At 45.9% G+C, this 18,662-nt stretch carries 8 protein-coding genes; 2 read left to right on the plus strand and 6 right to left on the minus strand.

All coding sequences use genetic code 11. The features are described 5' to 3' along the window. Window positions 1-232: 232 nt before the first annotated feature. Window positions 233-12,085: a Calx-beta domain-containing protein gene (locus F6J90_RS36435; protein WP_293105513.1), complete on the minus strand. Its 11,853-nt coding sequence runs from the start codon at window positions 12,083-12,085 to the stop codon at window positions 233-235. 67 nt (window positions 12,086-12,152) lie between these two features. After that, entirely contained in the window at window positions 12,153-12,320 is a 168-nt protein-coding gene (locus F6J90_RS36440) for a hypothetical protein (protein ID WP_293105516.1), read from the minus strand. Window positions 12,321-12,619: 299 nt separating this feature from the next. Between F6J90_RS36440 and F6J90_RS36445 the strand changes: the two genes are divergently transcribed. Next, a complete protein-coding gene (locus F6J90_RS36445) occupies window positions 12,620-13,909 on the plus strand; it encodes a glucose-1-phosphate adenylyltransferase (RefSeq protein ID WP_293105519.1) in 1,290 nt (429 codons plus the stop codon). Window positions 13,910-14,295: 386 nt separating this feature from the next. Beyond that, the gene (locus F6J90_RS36450; RefSeq protein ID WP_293105521.1) at window positions 14,296-15,321 is read left to right on the plus strand and encodes a DnaJ C-terminal domain-containing protein; all 1,026 of its coding nucleotides are present in this window, start codon (window positions 14,296-14,298) and stop codon (window positions 15,319-15,321) included. On the opposite strand, the gene F6J90_RS36455 is transcribed toward F6J90_RS36450, so the two are convergent. The 4 genes from F6J90_RS36455 to F6J90_RS36470 all read right to left on the minus strand — a co-directional run bounded on the left by F6J90_RS36455 (window position 15,297) and on the right by F6J90_RS36470 (window position 18,533). Further along, on the minus strand, window positions 15,297-15,452 hold the full coding sequence (locus F6J90_RS36455; RefSeq protein ID WP_293105524.1) for a hypothetical protein: 156 nt from the start codon (window positions 15,450-15,452) through the stop codon (window positions 15,297-15,299). The two genes, F6J90_RS36450 and F6J90_RS36455, sit on opposite strands and share 25 nt — an antisense overlap. A gap of 134 nt (window positions 15,453-15,586) precedes the next feature. Then, the gene (locus F6J90_RS36460; RefSeq protein WP_293105527.1) at window positions 15,587-16,132 is read right to left on the minus strand and encodes a redoxin domain-containing protein; all 546 of its coding nucleotides are present in this window, start codon (window positions 16,130-16,132) and stop codon (window positions 15,587-15,589) included. 152 nt (window positions 16,133-16,284) lie between these two features. Then, window positions 16,285-17,292, minus strand: coding sequence for an NAD-dependent epimerase/dehydratase family protein (locus tag F6J90_RS36465; protein WP_293105529.1), 1,008 nt, complete (start codon window positions 17,290-17,292; stop codon window positions 16,285-16,287). Window positions 17,293-17,330: 38 nt separating this feature from the next. Then, window positions 17,331-18,533 carry a glycosyltransferase gene (locus F6J90_RS36470; protein ID WP_293105532.1) on the minus strand — a complete coding sequence of 401 codons (1,203 nt, stop codon included), beginning with the start codon at window positions 18,531-18,533 and terminating at the stop codon, window positions 17,331-17,333. Window positions 18,534-18,662 lie beyond the last annotated feature (129 nt).

Consider the following 18,662-nt stretch of genomic DNA (forward strand, 5'->3'; position numbering starts at 1 on the left):
TAAGCTGACGATACGCGAACGACATTTTTTTAAACTAACATGTGTGTATAAAAGTGTCAAGGCTACTCCTCAAAAAAAAAGCCGTCCTAGAAGGACGGGGCTTTAAACCCAAAATTTTTGGTAAGGGTTTTTTTCGGCTCAGCTCACTGGAACTACTGATACCAATTCCGCTGTTTTAGGGTGGTAGTTCTGATTCTCAATCAGCTCAAGTTATGACCCTGTGCAGTATACCTTAGATAAGGCTGGGGTTGAAGCCAGCCTCGGGTGGCTGGTCGATAACGAGTGCATCCCTCAATGCAGAGCCATTCAACTGCCAAAAAGCAATAGTGTTATTGTTGTTCCAGACAATATCATACTGGCCGTCATTATCTATGTCTGCAACACCCTGAATGCTCCATCCATCTGAAGGTAGTATTGCTAAGGGCTGACCATCCTGTGTGAGAATTTCACCTTTCACTAGTGCCTTATTAGACATCTGCCATGTGGCAATTTGTCCACTCTCCGAGTTGTACCACAGAATCTGCTCTTGGCCATCGTTGCTGAAGTCCGCCACACCTTCGATTTGCCATCCAGTTGATGATGGTGCTAGTACAGGCTCATCGTCTCGTGTGACAGATGCAGCATCCACTAGTTCGTTGCCATCTATCTCCCATATGCCAACCTCTCCAGTATTTTGGTTGCGCCAGAGAATCTGATGTTTATCTCCACCACTGAAGTTCCCTGAACCCTCGATTTGCCATCCAGTGTCTTGGGTTATCAGTAAAGCCTGACCATCCCGTTCAAGGATCCCCTGATTCACCAGTGTCTCACCATCTATTGTCAAGATAGCAACCTCTCCAGTATCTGGCTTGTAGGCGAGAAGATCATCTTTGAGATCACCGTTAAAGTCAGCAAACTCTGTGAGTTCCCATTCCAGGAGGTTGACCTCACCGGCATCAATCACCATCTCCTTGATCTCCTCACCTTGCCCTTGCCAGTATTGAATGGCTCCGGTTACGTTGTTAAGCCAGAATACATCATCGTTTTCACCGTCCCCATCAAAGTCTCCAGTACCTTGGATTTCGAAATTGAGATCGGTTTCCGTAGGAAGGGTAACTGTATTTACCTGCTGAGTAGCATCTATCTTCCACAGGATATTATCTCCTGTCAGTGGATTACGCCAGACAAACCTGGTACTATTGTCAGGAACTGAGGAGATGTCATCAGCAATGGTAATCTGAGCAAAGGTTTTGCCAACTAAATTATAATCTTCACTGGTGTTTAAGACCAGATTAACAGTTTCATCACCTTCCTCGATTAGGGAATCAATTTCTGGAGTGATTTTCAGCTCGACGGAAGACTCACCAGCAGCAATAGTGACTGACCCATTGAGGGTTTCACTGTAGTCATCTGCGGTAGCAGTGCTACCAAAGGTCATATAACTGACAGTGAGTTCTTCAGTAGTGTCCCCGGAACGAGTGATGGTGATGCTGCCTGGGTCTTGGTCTTTTTCCGCTGCCTCAAGGTCACTAGCAGTGATCGTGACAATCGGGATGTCATTATCAAAAATACTGGCAGTGACTAACCCAACATCCCCCAGGGGATAGTTCACAGTGTCCTCGGATTTGGTAATCTCGTGGCTGATGGTACTTTCGTGATCCCCTTCAACCTCTTGATCATCCAGCCCTCGCACTGTGATAGTTTGGAGTTTTGCCTCATTGAAGGTAAGCACTTGCTCTGAAGCAAAGGTAGTTCCATCTAAACTGATTTCAGTTTGATCATCAGCTTTGATGGTAATTTCTACTTCTCCGGTGGGAGTCTTAGTTAACGCAACAGTGTAGATACCAGTACCACCCTCAAATAGTATCGGGTTCTCACTGATGATAATCTCTGGGGTTGTGGTAACACTTTCGTTATCAGTAATGGAGATCTCGGTGGATGGGATATTGAGAGTATCAGGATATTTGACCTCATCCCCAGTGCTGGTAATCTCGTAGCTGATCGTGGTATTATGGTCACCTTCGAGGAAATTGTCATCCACCGCCATTACCGTAATGGTTGTGGGAGTAGTATCCTCTAAGGTCACCATCACTTCTGTGGAGAAGGTCTCCCCATCGAGACTGATTTCACTCTCATCATCCGCCATAATCTTGATTTCTACTGGTCCGGCTGGCTCAGTGTCGAGAGCAATGGTATACTCTTGTGCCTCTCCCCCTTCGGTCAAACCAGAAATCTCGCTGATCAGAACTTGACCAACATCATCTGCGTCATTATCAGTAATGGTGATCTCGCTGGCTGGAATTTCGAGAGTATCAGGATATTTGGCCTCATCCCCAGTGCTGGTAATCTCGTAGCTGATGGTACTGGTGTGGTCACCTTCCACAATATCGTCATCCACTGCCTGTACCGTAATGGTTTCGGCAGTAGTATCTTCTAAGGTTACCTTCACTTCCTTAGAGAAGGTTTCCCCATCGAGACTGATTTCACTGTTCTCATCCGCAGTAATGGTGATTTCTACTGGTCCAGCTGGCTCAGTGTCGAGAGCAATGGTATACTCCCCAGACTCTCCTCCTTCCGTCAGAGGGGCTATCTCGCTGATATTGACTTGACCAGGAACAACTGCGTCATTGTCAGTAATGGTGATCTCGGTGGATGGGATATTGAGAGTCTCAGGATATTTATCTAAATCCCCACTGCTGGTAATCTCGTAGCTGATGGTGCTGGTGTGCTCACCTTCAACCATGGTGTCATCCACCGCCTGTACCATAATGGTTGTGGCAGCAGTATCCTCTAGGGTTACCATTACTTCTGTGGAGAAGGTCTCCCCATCGAGACTGATTTCAGTGTTGTCATCCGCAGTAATGGTGATCTCTACGGGTCCAGCTGGCTCAGTGTCGAGAGCAATGGTATACTCCTGTGCCTCTCCCCCTTCCATCAGAGGAGAAATCTCGCTGATCAGAACTAGACCAGCAGCATCTGCGTCATTATCAGTAATGGTGATCTCGCTGGCTGGGATTTCGAGAGTATCAGGATATTTGGCCTCATCCCCAGTGCTGGTAATCTCGTAGCTGATGGTGCTGGTGTGCTCACCTTCCACAATATCGTCATCCACTGCCTGTACCATAATGGTTGTGGCAGCAGTATCCTCTAGGGTTACCATTACTTCGTTTGAGAAGGTCTCCCCATCGAGACTAATTTCACTGTTGTCATCCGCAGTAATCTTGATCTCTACGGGTCCAGCTGGCTCAGTGTCGAGAGCAATGGTATACTCCTGTGGATCTCCCCCTTCCATCAGAGGAGAAATTTCTGTGATTATGACTTGACCAGGAGTGGTGTCATTATCAGTAATGGTGATCTCGGTAGCTGGGATTTCGAGAGTATCAGGATATTTGACCTCATCCCCGGTGTTAGTAATCTCGTAGCTGATGGTGCTGGTGTGCTCATCTTCCACACTATCATCATCTACTGCCTGTACCGTAATCGTTTTGGGGCTGAGATCACTCAAGCTCACCATCACTTCGTTGGAGAAGGTCTCCCCATCAAGACTGATTTCACTGTTCTCATCCGCAGTAATCTTGATCTCTACGGGTCCAGCTGGCTCAGTGTCGAGAGCAATGGTATACTCCTGTGGCTCTCCACCTTCCATCAGAGGAGAAATCTCGCTGATAATCACTTGACCAGCAGCATCTGCGTCATTATCAGTAATGGTGATCTCGGTGGCTGAGATTTCGAGAGTATCAGGATATTTGGCCTCATCTTCGGTACTAGTAATGGCGTAGCTGATCGTGCTGGTGTGCTCACCTTCAACAATAGTGTCATCTAGCGCCTGTACCGTAATAGTTGTGGGATTAGTATCCTCTAGGCTAACCACTACTTCGTTCTCGAAGGTCTCCCCATCCAGACTGATTTCACTGTCTTCATCCGCCGTAATGGTGATTTCTACTGGTCCAGCTGGCTCAGTGTCGAGAGCAATGGTATAAGTTCCAGGCTCTGCCCCTTCTGTGAGAGAGGAAATCTCTGTGATCAGGACTTGACCAAGGATGGGGTCATTATCAGTAATGGTGATCTCACTGGCTGGGATTTCGAGAGTATCAGGATATTGGGCCTCATCCCCGGTGTTGGTAATGGCGTAGCTGATAGTGGTGTTATGGTCACCTTCGACAATCGTGTCATCCAGCGCCTGTACCGTAATGGTTGTGGGTGTAGTATCCTCTAGGGTCACTACTACTTCATTATCAAAGGTCTCCCCATCAACACTAATTTCACTGTTGTCATCCGCAGTAATGGTGATTTCTACTGGTCCGGTTGGCTCAGTGTCGAGAGCAATGGTATACTCTTGTGGTTCTCCCCCTTCAGTCAGAGGAGAAATCTCGCTGATCAGCACTTGACCAGGAGGGGCTGGATCATTATCAGTAATGGTGATCTCGGTGGATGGAATTTCGAGAGTATCAGGATATTTGGCCTCATCCCCGGTGTTAGTAATGGTGTAGCTGATCGTGCTGGTGTGCTCACCTTCGACAATATCGTCATCCACTGCCTGTACCGTAATGGTTTTGGCACTGAGATCACTGAGGCTGACCATCACTTCTTTCGAGAAGGTCTCTCCATCAACACGGATTTCACTGTTGTCATCCGCAGTAATCTTGATCTCTACTGGTCCAGCTGGCTCAGTATCTAGAGCAATGGTATAAGTCCCAGGTTCTCCCCCTTCCATCAGAGGGGAAATCTCTGTGATCAGGACTTGACCAGGGGTGGTGTCATTATCTGTAATGGTGATCTCGGTGGATGGGATATTGAGAGTATCAGGATATTTGGCCTCATCCCCGGTGTTGGTAATGGCGTAGCTGATCGTGCTGGTGTGCTCACCTTCCACAATATCGTCATCCACTGCCTGTATCGTAATGGTTTTGGGGCTGAGATCACTGAGGGTGACCATCACTTCGTTGTCGAAGCTCTCCCCATCAAGACTGATTTCACTGTTCTCATCCGCAGTAATCTTGATTTCTACTGGTCCAGCTGGCTCAGTATCTAGAGCAATGGTATAAGTCCCAGGTTCTCCCCCTTCCATCAGAGGGGAAATCTCTGTGATTAGGACTTGACCAGCAGCATCTGCGTCATTATCAGTAATGGTGATCTCGGTGGATGGGATTTCGAGAGTATCAGGATATTTGGCCTCATCCCCGGTGTTGGTAATGGCGTAGCTGATAGTGCTGGTGTGCTCACCTTCCACAATATCGTCATCCACTGCCTGTACCGTAATCGTTTTGGCACTGAGATCACTGAGGCTGACCATCACTTCTTTCGAGAAGGTCTCTCCATCAACACGGATTTCACTGTTGTCATCCGCAGTAATCTTGATCTCTACTGGTCCAGCTGGCTCAGTATCTAGAGCAATGGTATAAGTCCCAGGTTCTCCCCCTTCCATCAGAGGGGAAATCTCTGTGATCAGGACTTGACCAGGGGTGGTGTCATTATCTGTAATGGTGATCTCAGTGGATGGGATATTGAGAGTATCAGGATATTTGGCCTCATCCCCGGTGTTGGTAATGGCGTAGCTGATAGTGCTGGTGTGCTCACCTTCCACAATATCGTCATCCACTGCCTGTACCGTAATCGTTTTGGCACTGAGATCACTGAGGCTGACCATCACTTCTTTCGAGAAGGTCTCTCCATCAACACGGATTTCACTGTTGTCATCCGCAGTAATCTTGATCTCTACTGGTCCAGCTGGCTCAGTATCTAGAGCAATGGTATAAGTCCCAGGTTCTCCCCCTTCCATCAGAGGGGAAATCTCTGTGATCAGGACTTGACCAGGGGTGGTGTCATTATCTGTAATGGTGATCTCGGTGGATGGGATATTGAGAGTATCAGGATATTTGACCTCATCCCCGGTGTTGGTAATGGTGTAGCTGATGGTGCTGGTGTGCTCACCTTCCACACTCTCGTCATCCACTGCCTGTACCGTAATGGTTTTGGGGGTGGTATCGGCTAGGCTCACCGTCACTTCCGTGTCAAAGATCTCCCCATCGACACGAATTTCACTGTTGTCATCCGCAGTAATCTTGATCTCTACTGGTCCATCTGGAACAGTATCGAGAGCAATGGTATAATTTCCAGGCTCTCCCCCTTCGGTCAGAGGGGAAATTGGGCTGATCAGTACTTGACCAGCAGCATCTGCGTCATTATCAGTAATGGTGATCTCGGTGGCTGGGATATCGAGAGTATCAGGATATTTGACCTCATCCTCGGTGCTGGTAATGGCGTAGCTGATGGTGGTGTTATGGTCACCTTCGACAATCGTGTCATCCAGCGCCTGTACCGTAATGGTTGTGGGGGTAGTATCCGTGAGGCTCACTACGACTTCGTTGTCAAAGTTCTGCCCATCGAGACTGATTTCACTGTTTTCATCAGCAGTAATGGTGATTTCTACTGCCCCGGCTGGAAGACTGTCCAGAGCAATTGTATAAGTACCAGGCTCTCCCGCTTCCGCGATAGGGGAAATCTGCGTGATCAGCACTTGACCAGGAACAACTACGTCATTATCAGTAATGGTGATCTCGGTGGCTGGGATAATCAGAGTATCAGGATATTTGTCTGAATCCTCGGTGTTAGTAATGGCGTAGCTGATGGTAGTGTTATGGTCACCTTCGACAATCGTGTCATCCAGCGCTTGTACCGTAATGGTTGTGGGGGTAGTATCCGTGAGGCTCACTACGACTTCGTTGTCGAAGGTCTCCCCATCAAGACTGATTTCACTGTTGTCATCGGCAGTAATAGTGATTTCTACTGCCCCAGCTGGAAGACTGTCCAGAGCAATGGTATACTCCTGTGTCTCTCCCCCTTCAGTCAGAGGGGAAATCTCGCTGATCACCACTTGACCAGGAACAACTGCGTCATTATCAGTAATGGTGATCTCGGTGGCTGGGATAATCAGAGTATCAGGATATTTGCCCTCATCCCCGGTGTTGGTAATGGCGTAGCTGATGGTGGTGTTATGGTCACCTTCGACAATCGTGTCATCCAGCGCTTGTACCGTAATGGTTGTGGGGGTAGTATCCGTGAGGCTCACTACGACTTCGTTGTCGAAGGTCTCCCCATCAAGACTGATTTCACTGTTGTCATCGGCAGTAATAGTGATTTCTACTGCCCCAGCTGGAAGACTGTCCAGAGCAATGGTATACTCCTGTGTCTCTCCCCCTTCAGTCAGAGGGGAAATCTCGCTGATCACCACTTGACCAGGAACAACTGCGTCATTATCAGTAATGGCAATCTCGGTGGATGGGATCTCGAGAGTCAATGGATATTTGTCTGAATCCCCAGTGCTGGTAATCTCGTAGCTGATGGTGCTGCTGTGCTCACCTTCGACAACCGTGTCATCCACCGCCTGTACTGTAATGGTTTTGGGGGTGGTATCCCCTAGGCTCACCATCACTTCGTTCGAGAAGGTCTCCCCATCAACACGGATTTCACTGTTCTCATCGGCAGTAATCTTGATCTCTACTGGTCCATCTGGAACAGTGTTTAGAGCAATGGTATACTCCCCAGGTTCTCCTCCTTCGGTCAGAGGGGAAATCGGGGTGATGATCACTTGAGCAGGGTCGGTAATATTGGTAGTGAGTTCTCCAACTAAGCCAACAGTATAGTTTTCATCCTCGGAAACTGTAACTTCGTAGCTGATTTGACTGGTGTGCTCCCCTTCAACTTGGTCATCATCTACCGGCTGCACCGTGATTTCTTTTTCCAGAGTCTCAGCGTTGAAAGTAATGACTTGCTCCAAAGCAAACTCTTGATCATCTACCTTGATTAGACTCTGGTCATCAGCAGTCAGCTTAACCGTTACATCCCCAGTGGGTCGGATACTTAAAGCAACTGTGTAGATTCCCTCTTGACCCTCTTGGACAGACACAGGACCATCGATGAACAGGATTCCAGGGTCATCGTCTGCAATATTGGCAGTAAATGATGGACCTTCTCCGATAGGATAGTTCTCAAGATCTTCTGTATCGCTAACTCTGTGAGTGATGGTGCTAGTGTGAACCCCTTCTACCAGAGCATCCTGAGCTGCTCGTACCGTAATGGTTTGTTCGAGTTTTTCTGGGTTGAGGGTAATGATTTGCTGAGAGTTAAAGTTGGTGCCATCAAGACTAATTGTACTCTGGTTATCAGCTTGGATAGTAATCTCTACTGCTCCGGTGGGAGGAGTGTTCAAAGAAACTGTGTAAGTGCCTGAACCATTGTCTTCAGTGATAGTGATGGCCTGGCTGAAGATTAGCCCAGAGTCATTATCAGTAATATCGACAGTGATCTCTTCTGCTAGCTCGCCCAGGTCATAGTCTAGGTCTTCGGAAGCAATTTCATGGCTAATTTTGCTAGTGTGATCACCTTCGACCTGATCATCATCTAACCCCTGTACTGTAATTTCTTTTTCCAGGGTTTCAGCGTTGAGGATAATTTCTTGCTCAGGGGCAAACTCTCCGTCACCGACTTTGATTAGACTCTGGTCATCGGCTTTGATAGTGACTGTTACGTCACTAGTCGGCACGGTGCTTAAGCCAATTGTGTAAGTATCTTCTTGACCTTCTTCCACAGACAAGGTAGTCTTGCTGAAAAGAATCCCAGGGTTATTATCTGTAATTGTGGCACTGAACGAGCCACTAATTCCTATAGGATAGTTAGTGTTATCCTCGGTCTGAGTCACTTCGTGGCTGATAGTGCTGGTGTGAGTTCCTTCAACCAGATCGTCATCAGGGGCTTGTACAGTGATGGTTTCTTGGAGTTTTTCTGGGTTGAGAGTAATAACTTGCTCTTTGGCAAACTCCCCTTCACCTACCTTGATCTCACTATCGTCATCAGCGGTCAGAGTAACGGTCACCTCTCCAGTAGGCAGAGTATTTAAAGCAACTGTGTAAGTCCCTTCATCACCGCCTTCTGTGATTGCGATCGCATCACTAAAGATTAGTCCAGGGTCATTGTCAGTAATGTCGATAGTAACATCCTCGATCTCCTGGTCTAGAGGATAATTGGTGGTATCACTTGAACCAGTAATTTTATGGCTGATAGTGCTGCTGTGGGGGCCTTCCACAGCGGTGTCATCAACGACCTGGACTGTGATAGTTTGCCGTATAGTTTCCCTGAGCTGGATCGGAAAGCTAGAAGCAAAGTTAATACCACCGTCTATACTGATTCTAGTCTGTGGATCAGCGGTGATAGTGACTTCTACTGAACCACCCCCCACAGGAGGAGTGTTTAAACCAATTTCATAAGTCCCGATATCCCCTTCAGTGAGATCGAGATTACTGATGATGACTACTCCGGGCTCATCATCAGTAATCTCAGCTATAACATCTGGAATTTCGAGCTCTAGGGGATAGTTTGTGATGTCTTGGGATTCAGTAATCTCGTGGGTGATGGTGCTGTCGCGAAGACTCCTAAATTCACTATCATCCTTACCTCGCACGGTAATGGTTTGAAGGGTGAGGTCACTGAATGTAACATCTTGAGTGGAAGCAAAGCTAGTACCATCAATACTGATTTCAGTCTCATCATCAGCTGTGATAGTAACTTTGACATCGCCAGTAGGCTGAGTGCTTAAACCAATTTCGTAGGTATCAGTACTGCCTTCAGTGACCTGAGGAGTACCGATAATAACTACTCCGATATCATTATCAGTAATTGTGGCAGTGACGTCCTCAATGGGTGTGTTCTGATCGGAATAGTTTGTATCCGCTGAAGCAATGCTGTGGGTAATGATGCTGCTGTGAATCCCTTCCGGCGGCTGATCATCTACCGCCTGCACCTTGATTTCTTTTTCCAGTGTGCTTTGGTTGAGGGTTATCACCTGCTGTGATGCAAACTCTTGACCATCGACACTGATCAGACCTTGCTCATCCGCTGTAATGGTAACCGTTACATCGTCGGTAGGCTCGGTGGTTAAACTAATGGTGTAAGTACCCTCTTGACCCTCTAAGAGAGACAAAGATTTATTGGAGATAATCACTCCAGGGGTACCATCCTTAATCTCGATATCAGTAGACCATGTTCCCTGTCTTTCAGGATAGTTCGGATCCACAGAATCCGTAATTTGGTGGGTGAGGGTACTGGTGTGAAGACCTTCTACCTTGTCGTCTGTTGTACCTCGCACCGTGACAGTGGTTGGTGTAGTGTCACTAAGTTCGATATTTCGACTGGTGCCAAAGTTTAAGTTGTTCTGATCCAGAGCAAGTTCACTTTCCCCATCTGTGGTGATAGTAACTCTTACAGGGCTAGTGGGGGTGGTACTTAAGGCAACTTCATAGGTTGTCAACTCTCCACCTTCTTCAGTGGGCTCGGTTGCTGGAGTGATGATCAGACCTGGATCATTGTCAGTAATAGTGACAATTACATCTCCTGCCTTACTGTTTACTTTATAATCTGAGTTCTCTGGAGCTTCAGTAATGGTGTGGGAGATGGTGCTGGTGTGAGCTCCTTCGACGGTTGAGTCATCCTTAGGCTTGACGGTGATAGTTTTTGCCGATGTGTCACTGAATCTAACCTCTTGGGTCTCGGCAAATGTGGTACCTCCGTCAATACTGATCAGACTCTGGTCATCAGCCTGAATAGTAACTCTTACATCTCCACCAGGATTCTGTAGTAATCGAAGTGTGTAGTTACCTTCATTACCCTCTTCAACAGATGGGGCAGTACCAAAATCGAAAAGGCTGGAGCTATCATCAATAATTTCAATGGTAGCGCTATCAATTATTGTGCTTGCAGGATAGTTGCCAGTATCGTCTGTAGCAGTGATTGTGTGGGTGATTGTACTTTCGTGAGGAGTCCCTTCTGATGGGTCGTTATCTTCTGTAGCCTGTACCTTAATGGTTTGGGGTGTAGTATCGCTGAGTGTGATAGTTAGCTGGTCTTCAAACTGAGTCCCATCCGGCAATTTGATCTCACTATCGTCATCAGAAGCAAGGGTGATTGTTACGTCCCCAGTAGGATTGGTGCTTAAAGCAATGGTGTATTCATTTTCGTCACCTTCTTGAATCTGACCAGTAGGTTGGGTTATGATTACCCCAGGATCATTGTCAGCAATATTAACAGTGACATCCCCAACTTTGCTAACTGGAAAGTTTGAACTGTTTGAATTAGTAATTTCGTGGCTAATGCTAACTGTTTGAGCTCCGGTGACATCTGAGTCTTCAGTAGCCTGCACCGTGATAGTTTTTTCGGATGTGGTGCTGTTGAGGTTGATGACTTGCTCGGAAGCAAATTCTTGGTCATCTTCTACCTTGATTAGACTCGACCCATTGGCTTTGATGGTGACTGTTATGTCTGCATCAAGCCCGTCTGCTTTAATGGTGTAGGTACCCTCTTGACCTTCTGTAATAGACAAGGTTTGGTTATCGAAGGTGAGCAGATCTGGGTTATTGTCAGTAATCGTGGCAAAGACCTGTCTAGTTTGACCTTGAGAATATTGTGGTTGTGTTGCCTCGGACTCAGTAATGGTGTGGGTAATGGTGCTGCTGTGCGTACCTTCTAGGATGTTGTCCTCAATCCCTTGCACCGTGATTTCGGTGGTGAAGTCGGTTTCGTTAAAGGTTATCTCTCCGGAAGAGACAAAGGTGTTGCCCCCATCTAAACTAAATTCACTCTGACCATCGGTAGTTTCGATTTCGACTGTTACGTTTCCATCCGGCGCGGTACTCAACCCAAATTCATAGGTACTATTTTCACCCCCTTCAATGGGTGTGGGCGTGCCTTGGATATATAGCCCTGGGTCATTATCGGTAATTTCAAGGCTGACACCAGTAAGTTCAGTATTTACAGGATAGTTGGTTTCGTCATCTGTGGCTGTAACAGTGTGAGTGATGGTGCCCGGGTGAACACCTTCAGGAGTGCCATCATCTATAACCCGCACCGTCACAGTTTTTGCTGAGGTGTCATTGATTACGACGGTGTGTTGGGTCCTGAAGCCCTGACCATCCACATTGATTTGACTCTGCCCATCAGTGCTGAGTCTAACAGTGACGTCTCCAGTTGGTGGGGTGTCTAAGGCAATAGTGTATGACTGGTCAGCACTAGTTTCAGTAAGCTGGATATTTGTCTGTGAGAGAGTAACGTTTGCCATAGTGATTCAAAATGGTTAGTTAGCCGTAGCAATAGCTAGTGCCAATTGCTAATTAGGGATAGCTGCATCAGAATTGGCTTCGGGTTTGGGTAAATAGGAATTGGCTAAAGGGATTTCGGACACCCACTGGTATAGCGCTACGCGCAATGGCATTGGCAAGAGGCAAGAGGCAAAAGTTAACAGCGACAGCTTTTGCTGCCTGTATCAATGTCCTAAGCTGAATGCGTAGTGCCATACATATAGGTATCGATGTGAGTTATCCATCCTTTGGCAATACAAATCCCCGACCGGGTTTCAATTTGTCTTAAAACCTTTCCCCAATTAATTTGACCCAGCGATTTTATTGTCTTCCCCTTGACCTACTACTGTTCACCGGGAAAGTACCGAACTTACTGTGGCGCTGACTAGGGATTTTACATAGACTTATCGAAAACTTTGCCTTTATAATAAATTACTGGCTTACGCCCCTTGAAAACTGCCCCAAACCCATCAGAGACTGGAGTTGTTCAGGCATGAGCATTTCAGAGGTGTTTTGTGAAGAAAGTTTTAGGAATCATTCTCGGCGGTGGCGCAGGAAGCCGGTTATATCCATTAACCAAGCCCCGGGCTAAACCAGCGGTGTCATTGGCAGGCAAATACCGCTTGATCGATATTCCTGTCAGTAACTGCATTAATTCTGAGATTTACAAAATCTATGTCCTAACCCAATTTAACTCAGCATCTCTCAATCGCCACATTACCCGTGCCTATAATTTCTCTGGCTTCACAGAAGGGTTTGTTGAAATTCTACCAGCCCAAAAAACTGCGGAAAACCCAAGCTGGTTTCAGGGCACAGCAGACGCGGTTCGTCAGTATCTCTGGCTATTTAATGGCTGGGATGTTGATGAATACCTAATTCTATCAGGAGACCACCTCTACCGGATGGACTATCGCTTATTTGTCCAACGTCACCGGGACACTAGAGCGGATATTACTCTTTCGGTTGTGCCTATTGATGAGAAACGAGCATCTAGCTTTGGCTTGATGCAAATTGATGATCGGGGCAAGGTGATTGACTTTCGGGAGAAACCCACAGGGGAATTGCTCAAACAAATGCAAGTGGATACTACTGTGCTTGGACTTACACCAGAACAAGCCAAAAATAGTCCTTATATTGCTTCTATGGGGATTTATGTCTTTAGTAAAGCAGTGATGAAAGAACTGCTCGAAGCTAATTCTGAGCACACAGACTTTGGTAACGAAGTTATCCCAGCCTCGATGCAAAAGTATAATATTCAAGCTTATTTATTTAATGATTATTGGCAAGATATCGGCACTATTGAGGCATTCTACAATGCTAATTTATCCCTGACTCGTCAACCTAAGCCATCCTTTAGCTTTTATCAGGAAGATGCTCCGATTTACACCAGGGCCCGTTATCTACCGCCCTCAAAGCTTTTAGACTGTCGGGTAACAGAGTCAATTATTGGGGAAGGGTGTATTCTCAAAGACTGCCGCATTAATAACTCGGTATTGGGATTGCGATCGCGAGTGGAAGCTGGAACAGTGATCGAGGACTCTTTAATTATGGGGGCTGACTACTATCAATCTTTAACAGAACGTCTCTCAGCCCAAGAACAAGGCCAAGTGACTTTAGGAATTGGTAAGGATACTGTTATTCGTCGTGCAATTATCGACAAAAATGCTTGTATCGGTAACAATGTCAAAATCTTCAACAAGGATCGTGTAGAAGAGGCCAACTGCGAAAGTGAGGGATTTTATATTCGTAATGGCATTGTTGTAGTGCTCAAAAATGCAGTAATTCCCCATGGAGCAGTGATTTAGTATGGGGTGGAAAGGGTAAGCTAATCTACATCAAAATTAGCCACACTGTAAGCATTCAGCCGTCAGCTATCAGCCGTCAGCGCTTACACCCTTACCCTAGACAGGCTTAGCCTAAGGATTAGGGCTTAGACATGCTTAGGGTAGGCATTAATTACTAAAACCATTAGCCATTAGCCTAACACCTTGCTACCGAAGACCTTGCCCTAACCCTGAAAACAGCCTTGACAGAGTATTGAACATGTACGGAAATTGCGATCGCACCAGTGAGGAAGAACCGAACTAAGTTTAGTTGAAACCTTTGTTACCCTAGCGTTGAGGTAGATAAACCATAATCCAAGGGCAATAACTTACCCGTTACGATCTTAGACGATTAGGAGAAACTCTTGATGGCTGCGACCGACTTCAAAGACTATTACTCCATCCTAGGAGTCAGCAAAACTGCTAGTGCTGATGAGATTAAAAAGTCCTTTCGCCGTTTGGCCCGGAAGTACCACCCAGACCTGAATCCTGGGGACAAACAAGCCGAGGCTCGCTTTAAGGAAGTCAATGAAGCCTACGAAGTGTTATCTGACTCGGACAAACGGAAGAAATACGATCAATTTGGTCAGTACTGGAAGCAAGCGGGACAAGGATGGTCTGGTGGTAGTGGAGTCGGTGTTGATGTTGGTGGCTTTGATTTTAGCCAGTACGGCAGCTTTGACGAGTTCATTAATGAATTGTTAGGTCGCTTTAGCACTGGTGCGCCCGGTGGTGGAAGCAGAAGTAGTCATAGCTACTCCTACCGTACAAGTACTTCTAACTCTAATGGGTTTAATGATTTTGGTGGTTTTAGTGGCTATAGCAGCACCTCAGGCTTTAACAACACTACGGGAGCAAGTGCTGACCGGGAAGCAACCATTAGCCTCAGTTGGTCTGAAGCCTTTAATGGTGTCCAAAAACGTTTCAGCCTAGGTAGTGAAACTATAACTGTTAGGATTCCCCCTGGTGCCAAACCCGGTAGTCGTATTCGGGTGCGAGGCAAGGGTCAGGTCAACCCCCTGAATGGGCAAAAGGGAGATTTGTATTTGAAAGTAGAACTCAAATCTCACTCTTTCTTTGAGTTCGATGGTGAGAATCTGGTTTGCGAAGTGCCAATCACACCAGATGAAGCGGTTTTGGGTGGGTCAATTGAGGTTCCAACTCCAGATGGCTCTGTGAGTATGAATATTCCTGCTGGTATTCGTTCTGGTCAATCTCTGCGGCTGCGGGGTAAAGGCTGGTCTTTACCTAAGGGTGGACGTAGTGATCAGTTAGTGCGAATTACGATAGTAACTCCGAAAAACCTCACCAATCAGGAGCAGGAGTACTATGAAAAAATCCGTGAAAGTCGTCGCTTCAATCCCCGCAGTCACTTGTCCCAAGTTCGACTATGATTATAGCAATTCTCATAGCTATGAGGTACACAATTTCGGGATTTTAGGGAACAGGGAACAGGGAACAGGGAACAGGGAACAGATAAGAGGGAATAGCGATGCGCTGCATCAAGACAGGGAATCAACGTCAAAGAAGACTGTACCTCATAACTGCGAGAAACGCTATATATCTAGCAGTGCTCAATGGGGCTAGGGACTTTCCTCCTGGGTTCATGGGAGTAGGGAGTAGGGAGTAGGCAGTAGGGGTAAGACAATTGAAGGTACCTCATAAGAGGGTGTCGATGGCATTTAGCAGTGTCTCTACTTCGGCATTTGAATTTAGGAAAGAAAATAGATGTTGAAAGCGGAGTTTTCCTAGCTGATCTAAAAGAAATTGGCCTGGTAGGGGAGCACCAAGTGCTTGACCAAGGTTATAGGCGCGAAAGGTTCTACAGTTGGGGTCGCTCAGAAGTGGCATTTGTAAACTGAGATCGTTAACTACTTGTTGACTTTGCCTGATATCTGTACTTGTAATCATTAACACCTCAACCCCTTTCTCAGTGAAACGTTGGTAGTTCTCATTGATGTTTTTGATGTGAGGGAAGCACAGGGGACAGTAATGCTTTTCTGTGAAAATTCGGGTGAATGCCAAGATGACTGGTTGTTTGCCCTGATAATCGGATAATTTGGTCTGACGGTTATTGGTAATATCTGGTAGCTCAAAATCAGGTGTCCTTGCTCCGAGTTGTAGCGCGTTAGTTGCTGGTACAGGCACAAAATTGTGGAAGAAGCGCTGGTTGATTAAGCCACTAAAGTTCAGGTCTCTGAGCATCAGGGGTTCAATTCTCCTGGAGAGGGAATAGTTTATGGTTACTGTTATAGTTTACCTGTAGGCACCCTCAACTGTAGCTAGTTCAGGCAAAGAAGAGCGATCGCTACCCATAAACCAGCAGGACTTACGCAAAACTGAACCCCATCTTCCCATCAGGACCGATTCACAATTTCAATGGGTGACAGCTGATAGTGATTAACCGGACTTAATTTTAATGAACTTAATTTTAATGATTCGATTAAACGCTGTAAACCTGACTCTACTGACCACTGAGGTGTAAAATCTAAACAGGAAGATACCCTTGAAATATCAGCTTGGGAATGTTGAATATCTCCTGGACGGGCAGGGGCAAATTTAGTTTCTGATTTCCACTGAGGAAAGCACGTTTTTAGACTATCAACGAGCTGAAGTAAAGAAGTAGATTTTCCGGTGCCTAAGTTACAAATTAAGCATGAGCCGGATTCTAGGGGTGTTGTTAAAGCTTTGGCAAAAGCCCTGGCAACATCCTTAACATAGATAAAGTCTCGTGTTTGAGTCCCATCTCCGTAAATAGTGATGGGTAAATTGTGCTGCATGGCATTAACAAAGATAGAAATTACACCGGAGTATGGGGAGTTAGGTACTTGTCGAGGACCAAATACATTAAAAAACCGTAATCCCACAAATGAAAAATCTATTTGTTTGGCAACTAAACTGGCATATTGCTCGCTCACCAGTTTTTGTAAGCCATAGGGAGAAATAGGAGAAGTCTGTTGATTTTCTGAAATAGGTACTTGGGTTGGATTGCCATATACAGCGGCTGAGCTGGCAAAGACTAGTTTAGGAATGTTTAAGGTTTTGCAAAGTTCAATAACAGCAATCGTTGCCGAAAGATTATTGTGATGAGACTCTAGAGGTTGCAGCCAAGATGCTGTAACCGAGGGGGTGGCTGCTAAATGGGCAATGCCATCAATTTTACTTGTAAATTTAGTTGTAAAATCCTCTGGTTTACAGGTGGATATGTCTTTTTGCAGGAATTTGAGATTAGGATGCTTAGGTAGGTTTTGTAAGCTACCGGTGGCAAGGTTATCAACTACTGTGATCTGATGACCTTCTGATAGAAGTTGTTCGGTAAGATGAGAGCCAATAAAACCAGCTCCGCCAGTGACAATGAAATGCATGATTGTGAAGTGCTAAACAGAACAGTTGGTTTTATTTTCTAACCCATTGCATTTAATCCTATATAAATTGCTGCCAATCTTGAGCCTTGAATCTGGGCATCATATTCTGCTTCTATATGCTTACGCCCTGCCTGAACCAAGTCATACCATTGCTCAGGATGAGCGACTAGCTGTTGCAAATGGCTCACTAGCCCTTCTACATCTCGTTCCTCTGCGAGTAAACCTGTAACACCATCAATAATTACTTCAGGAATGTCACAGTGCTTGGTACTAATAATCGGCATACCTGTAGCAGCCATTTCAATTAGAGATACCGGTGCGCCTCCTTCAGTATCACCGTCACTCGCTGTGACGCTGGGGGATAGAAATATATGGTGTTTATAAGCCTCTTCAAATAAGACTTTATACGGTTGATAGCCAAGCAAGTTAACTTTTGAATGGAGATTGTGTTTCTCGATAGTTGCTAGAATTTTTTTCTTCTCATCCTGACTACTTTTTTCACGATTAGCATCACCAATAATAGTAACTTCTAAAGAAACCTGATGCTGAAGTTGTCCTAGAGCTTCCAGAGCGTAAGGGATACCCTTCTTTTCTCTGAATGATGATGCAATAAGTACACGCAGAGGCTCACCAGTATTCCAAACCCTGGGCTTAAAGGCAATTTCCTCTATACTAATACCCAGATGCTGAACTTTAACTTTATCGGCTGGGCATCCCAGATTGACAATACACTGTGCCATATGGGGGCCCTCACAGAGAATCCTATCCACCTTGGCAAACAGTTCCTGATACCTTCTAAGCCAGCGTGGTTTTTTCTTGGGAAGATAGTTTACATCCCGACCATAAAAGGTCACTACTTGCTTGAGTCCTGCCTTTTTAGCTGCGTCTAGGTCTACCCAGCCGATATGTCCAAAGTGAGAGTGCAAAATGCTTACATTCTCCCGTTTAGCAACGTCTACCAAAAGTCCCTGATGACGACGAAACTGCCGTTCGCGTAAAACTTTATCTAAGAATAATACCTCATCCCAGAAGTAGGGCCATTTGGATTTATCACTTAGAGCGTGGATATTTGGTAGCCAGAACTGATCCAGATTTTCTTGGCGTCCACAAACTATATGATTTTCTATTTCATCAGGCAGGTAGTACACCTGGTTATACATCCAGGTTTGCGTCTGTGTTAGCCATGTAGGGTGGCTATGGATAACTTTTACTCTTGTTTTTACCAACTGTTTATTTTTCATGTTTTTATCCTTGTAATAATCAACAATCCCTGCATTTGTTAATTAAAATTTCAAAATACAGCGTTACCATTGCTGGTGAGGTACACCTGAGTCTTAGAAGATAGGGGTTTCATTCCTGAATTTGTACCT

Origin of the sequence: Moorena sp. SIOASIH (assembly GCF_010671925.1) — a bacterium.
Classification (GTDB): Bacteria; Cyanobacteriota; Cyanobacteriia; order Cyanobacteriales; family Coleofasciculaceae; genus Moorena.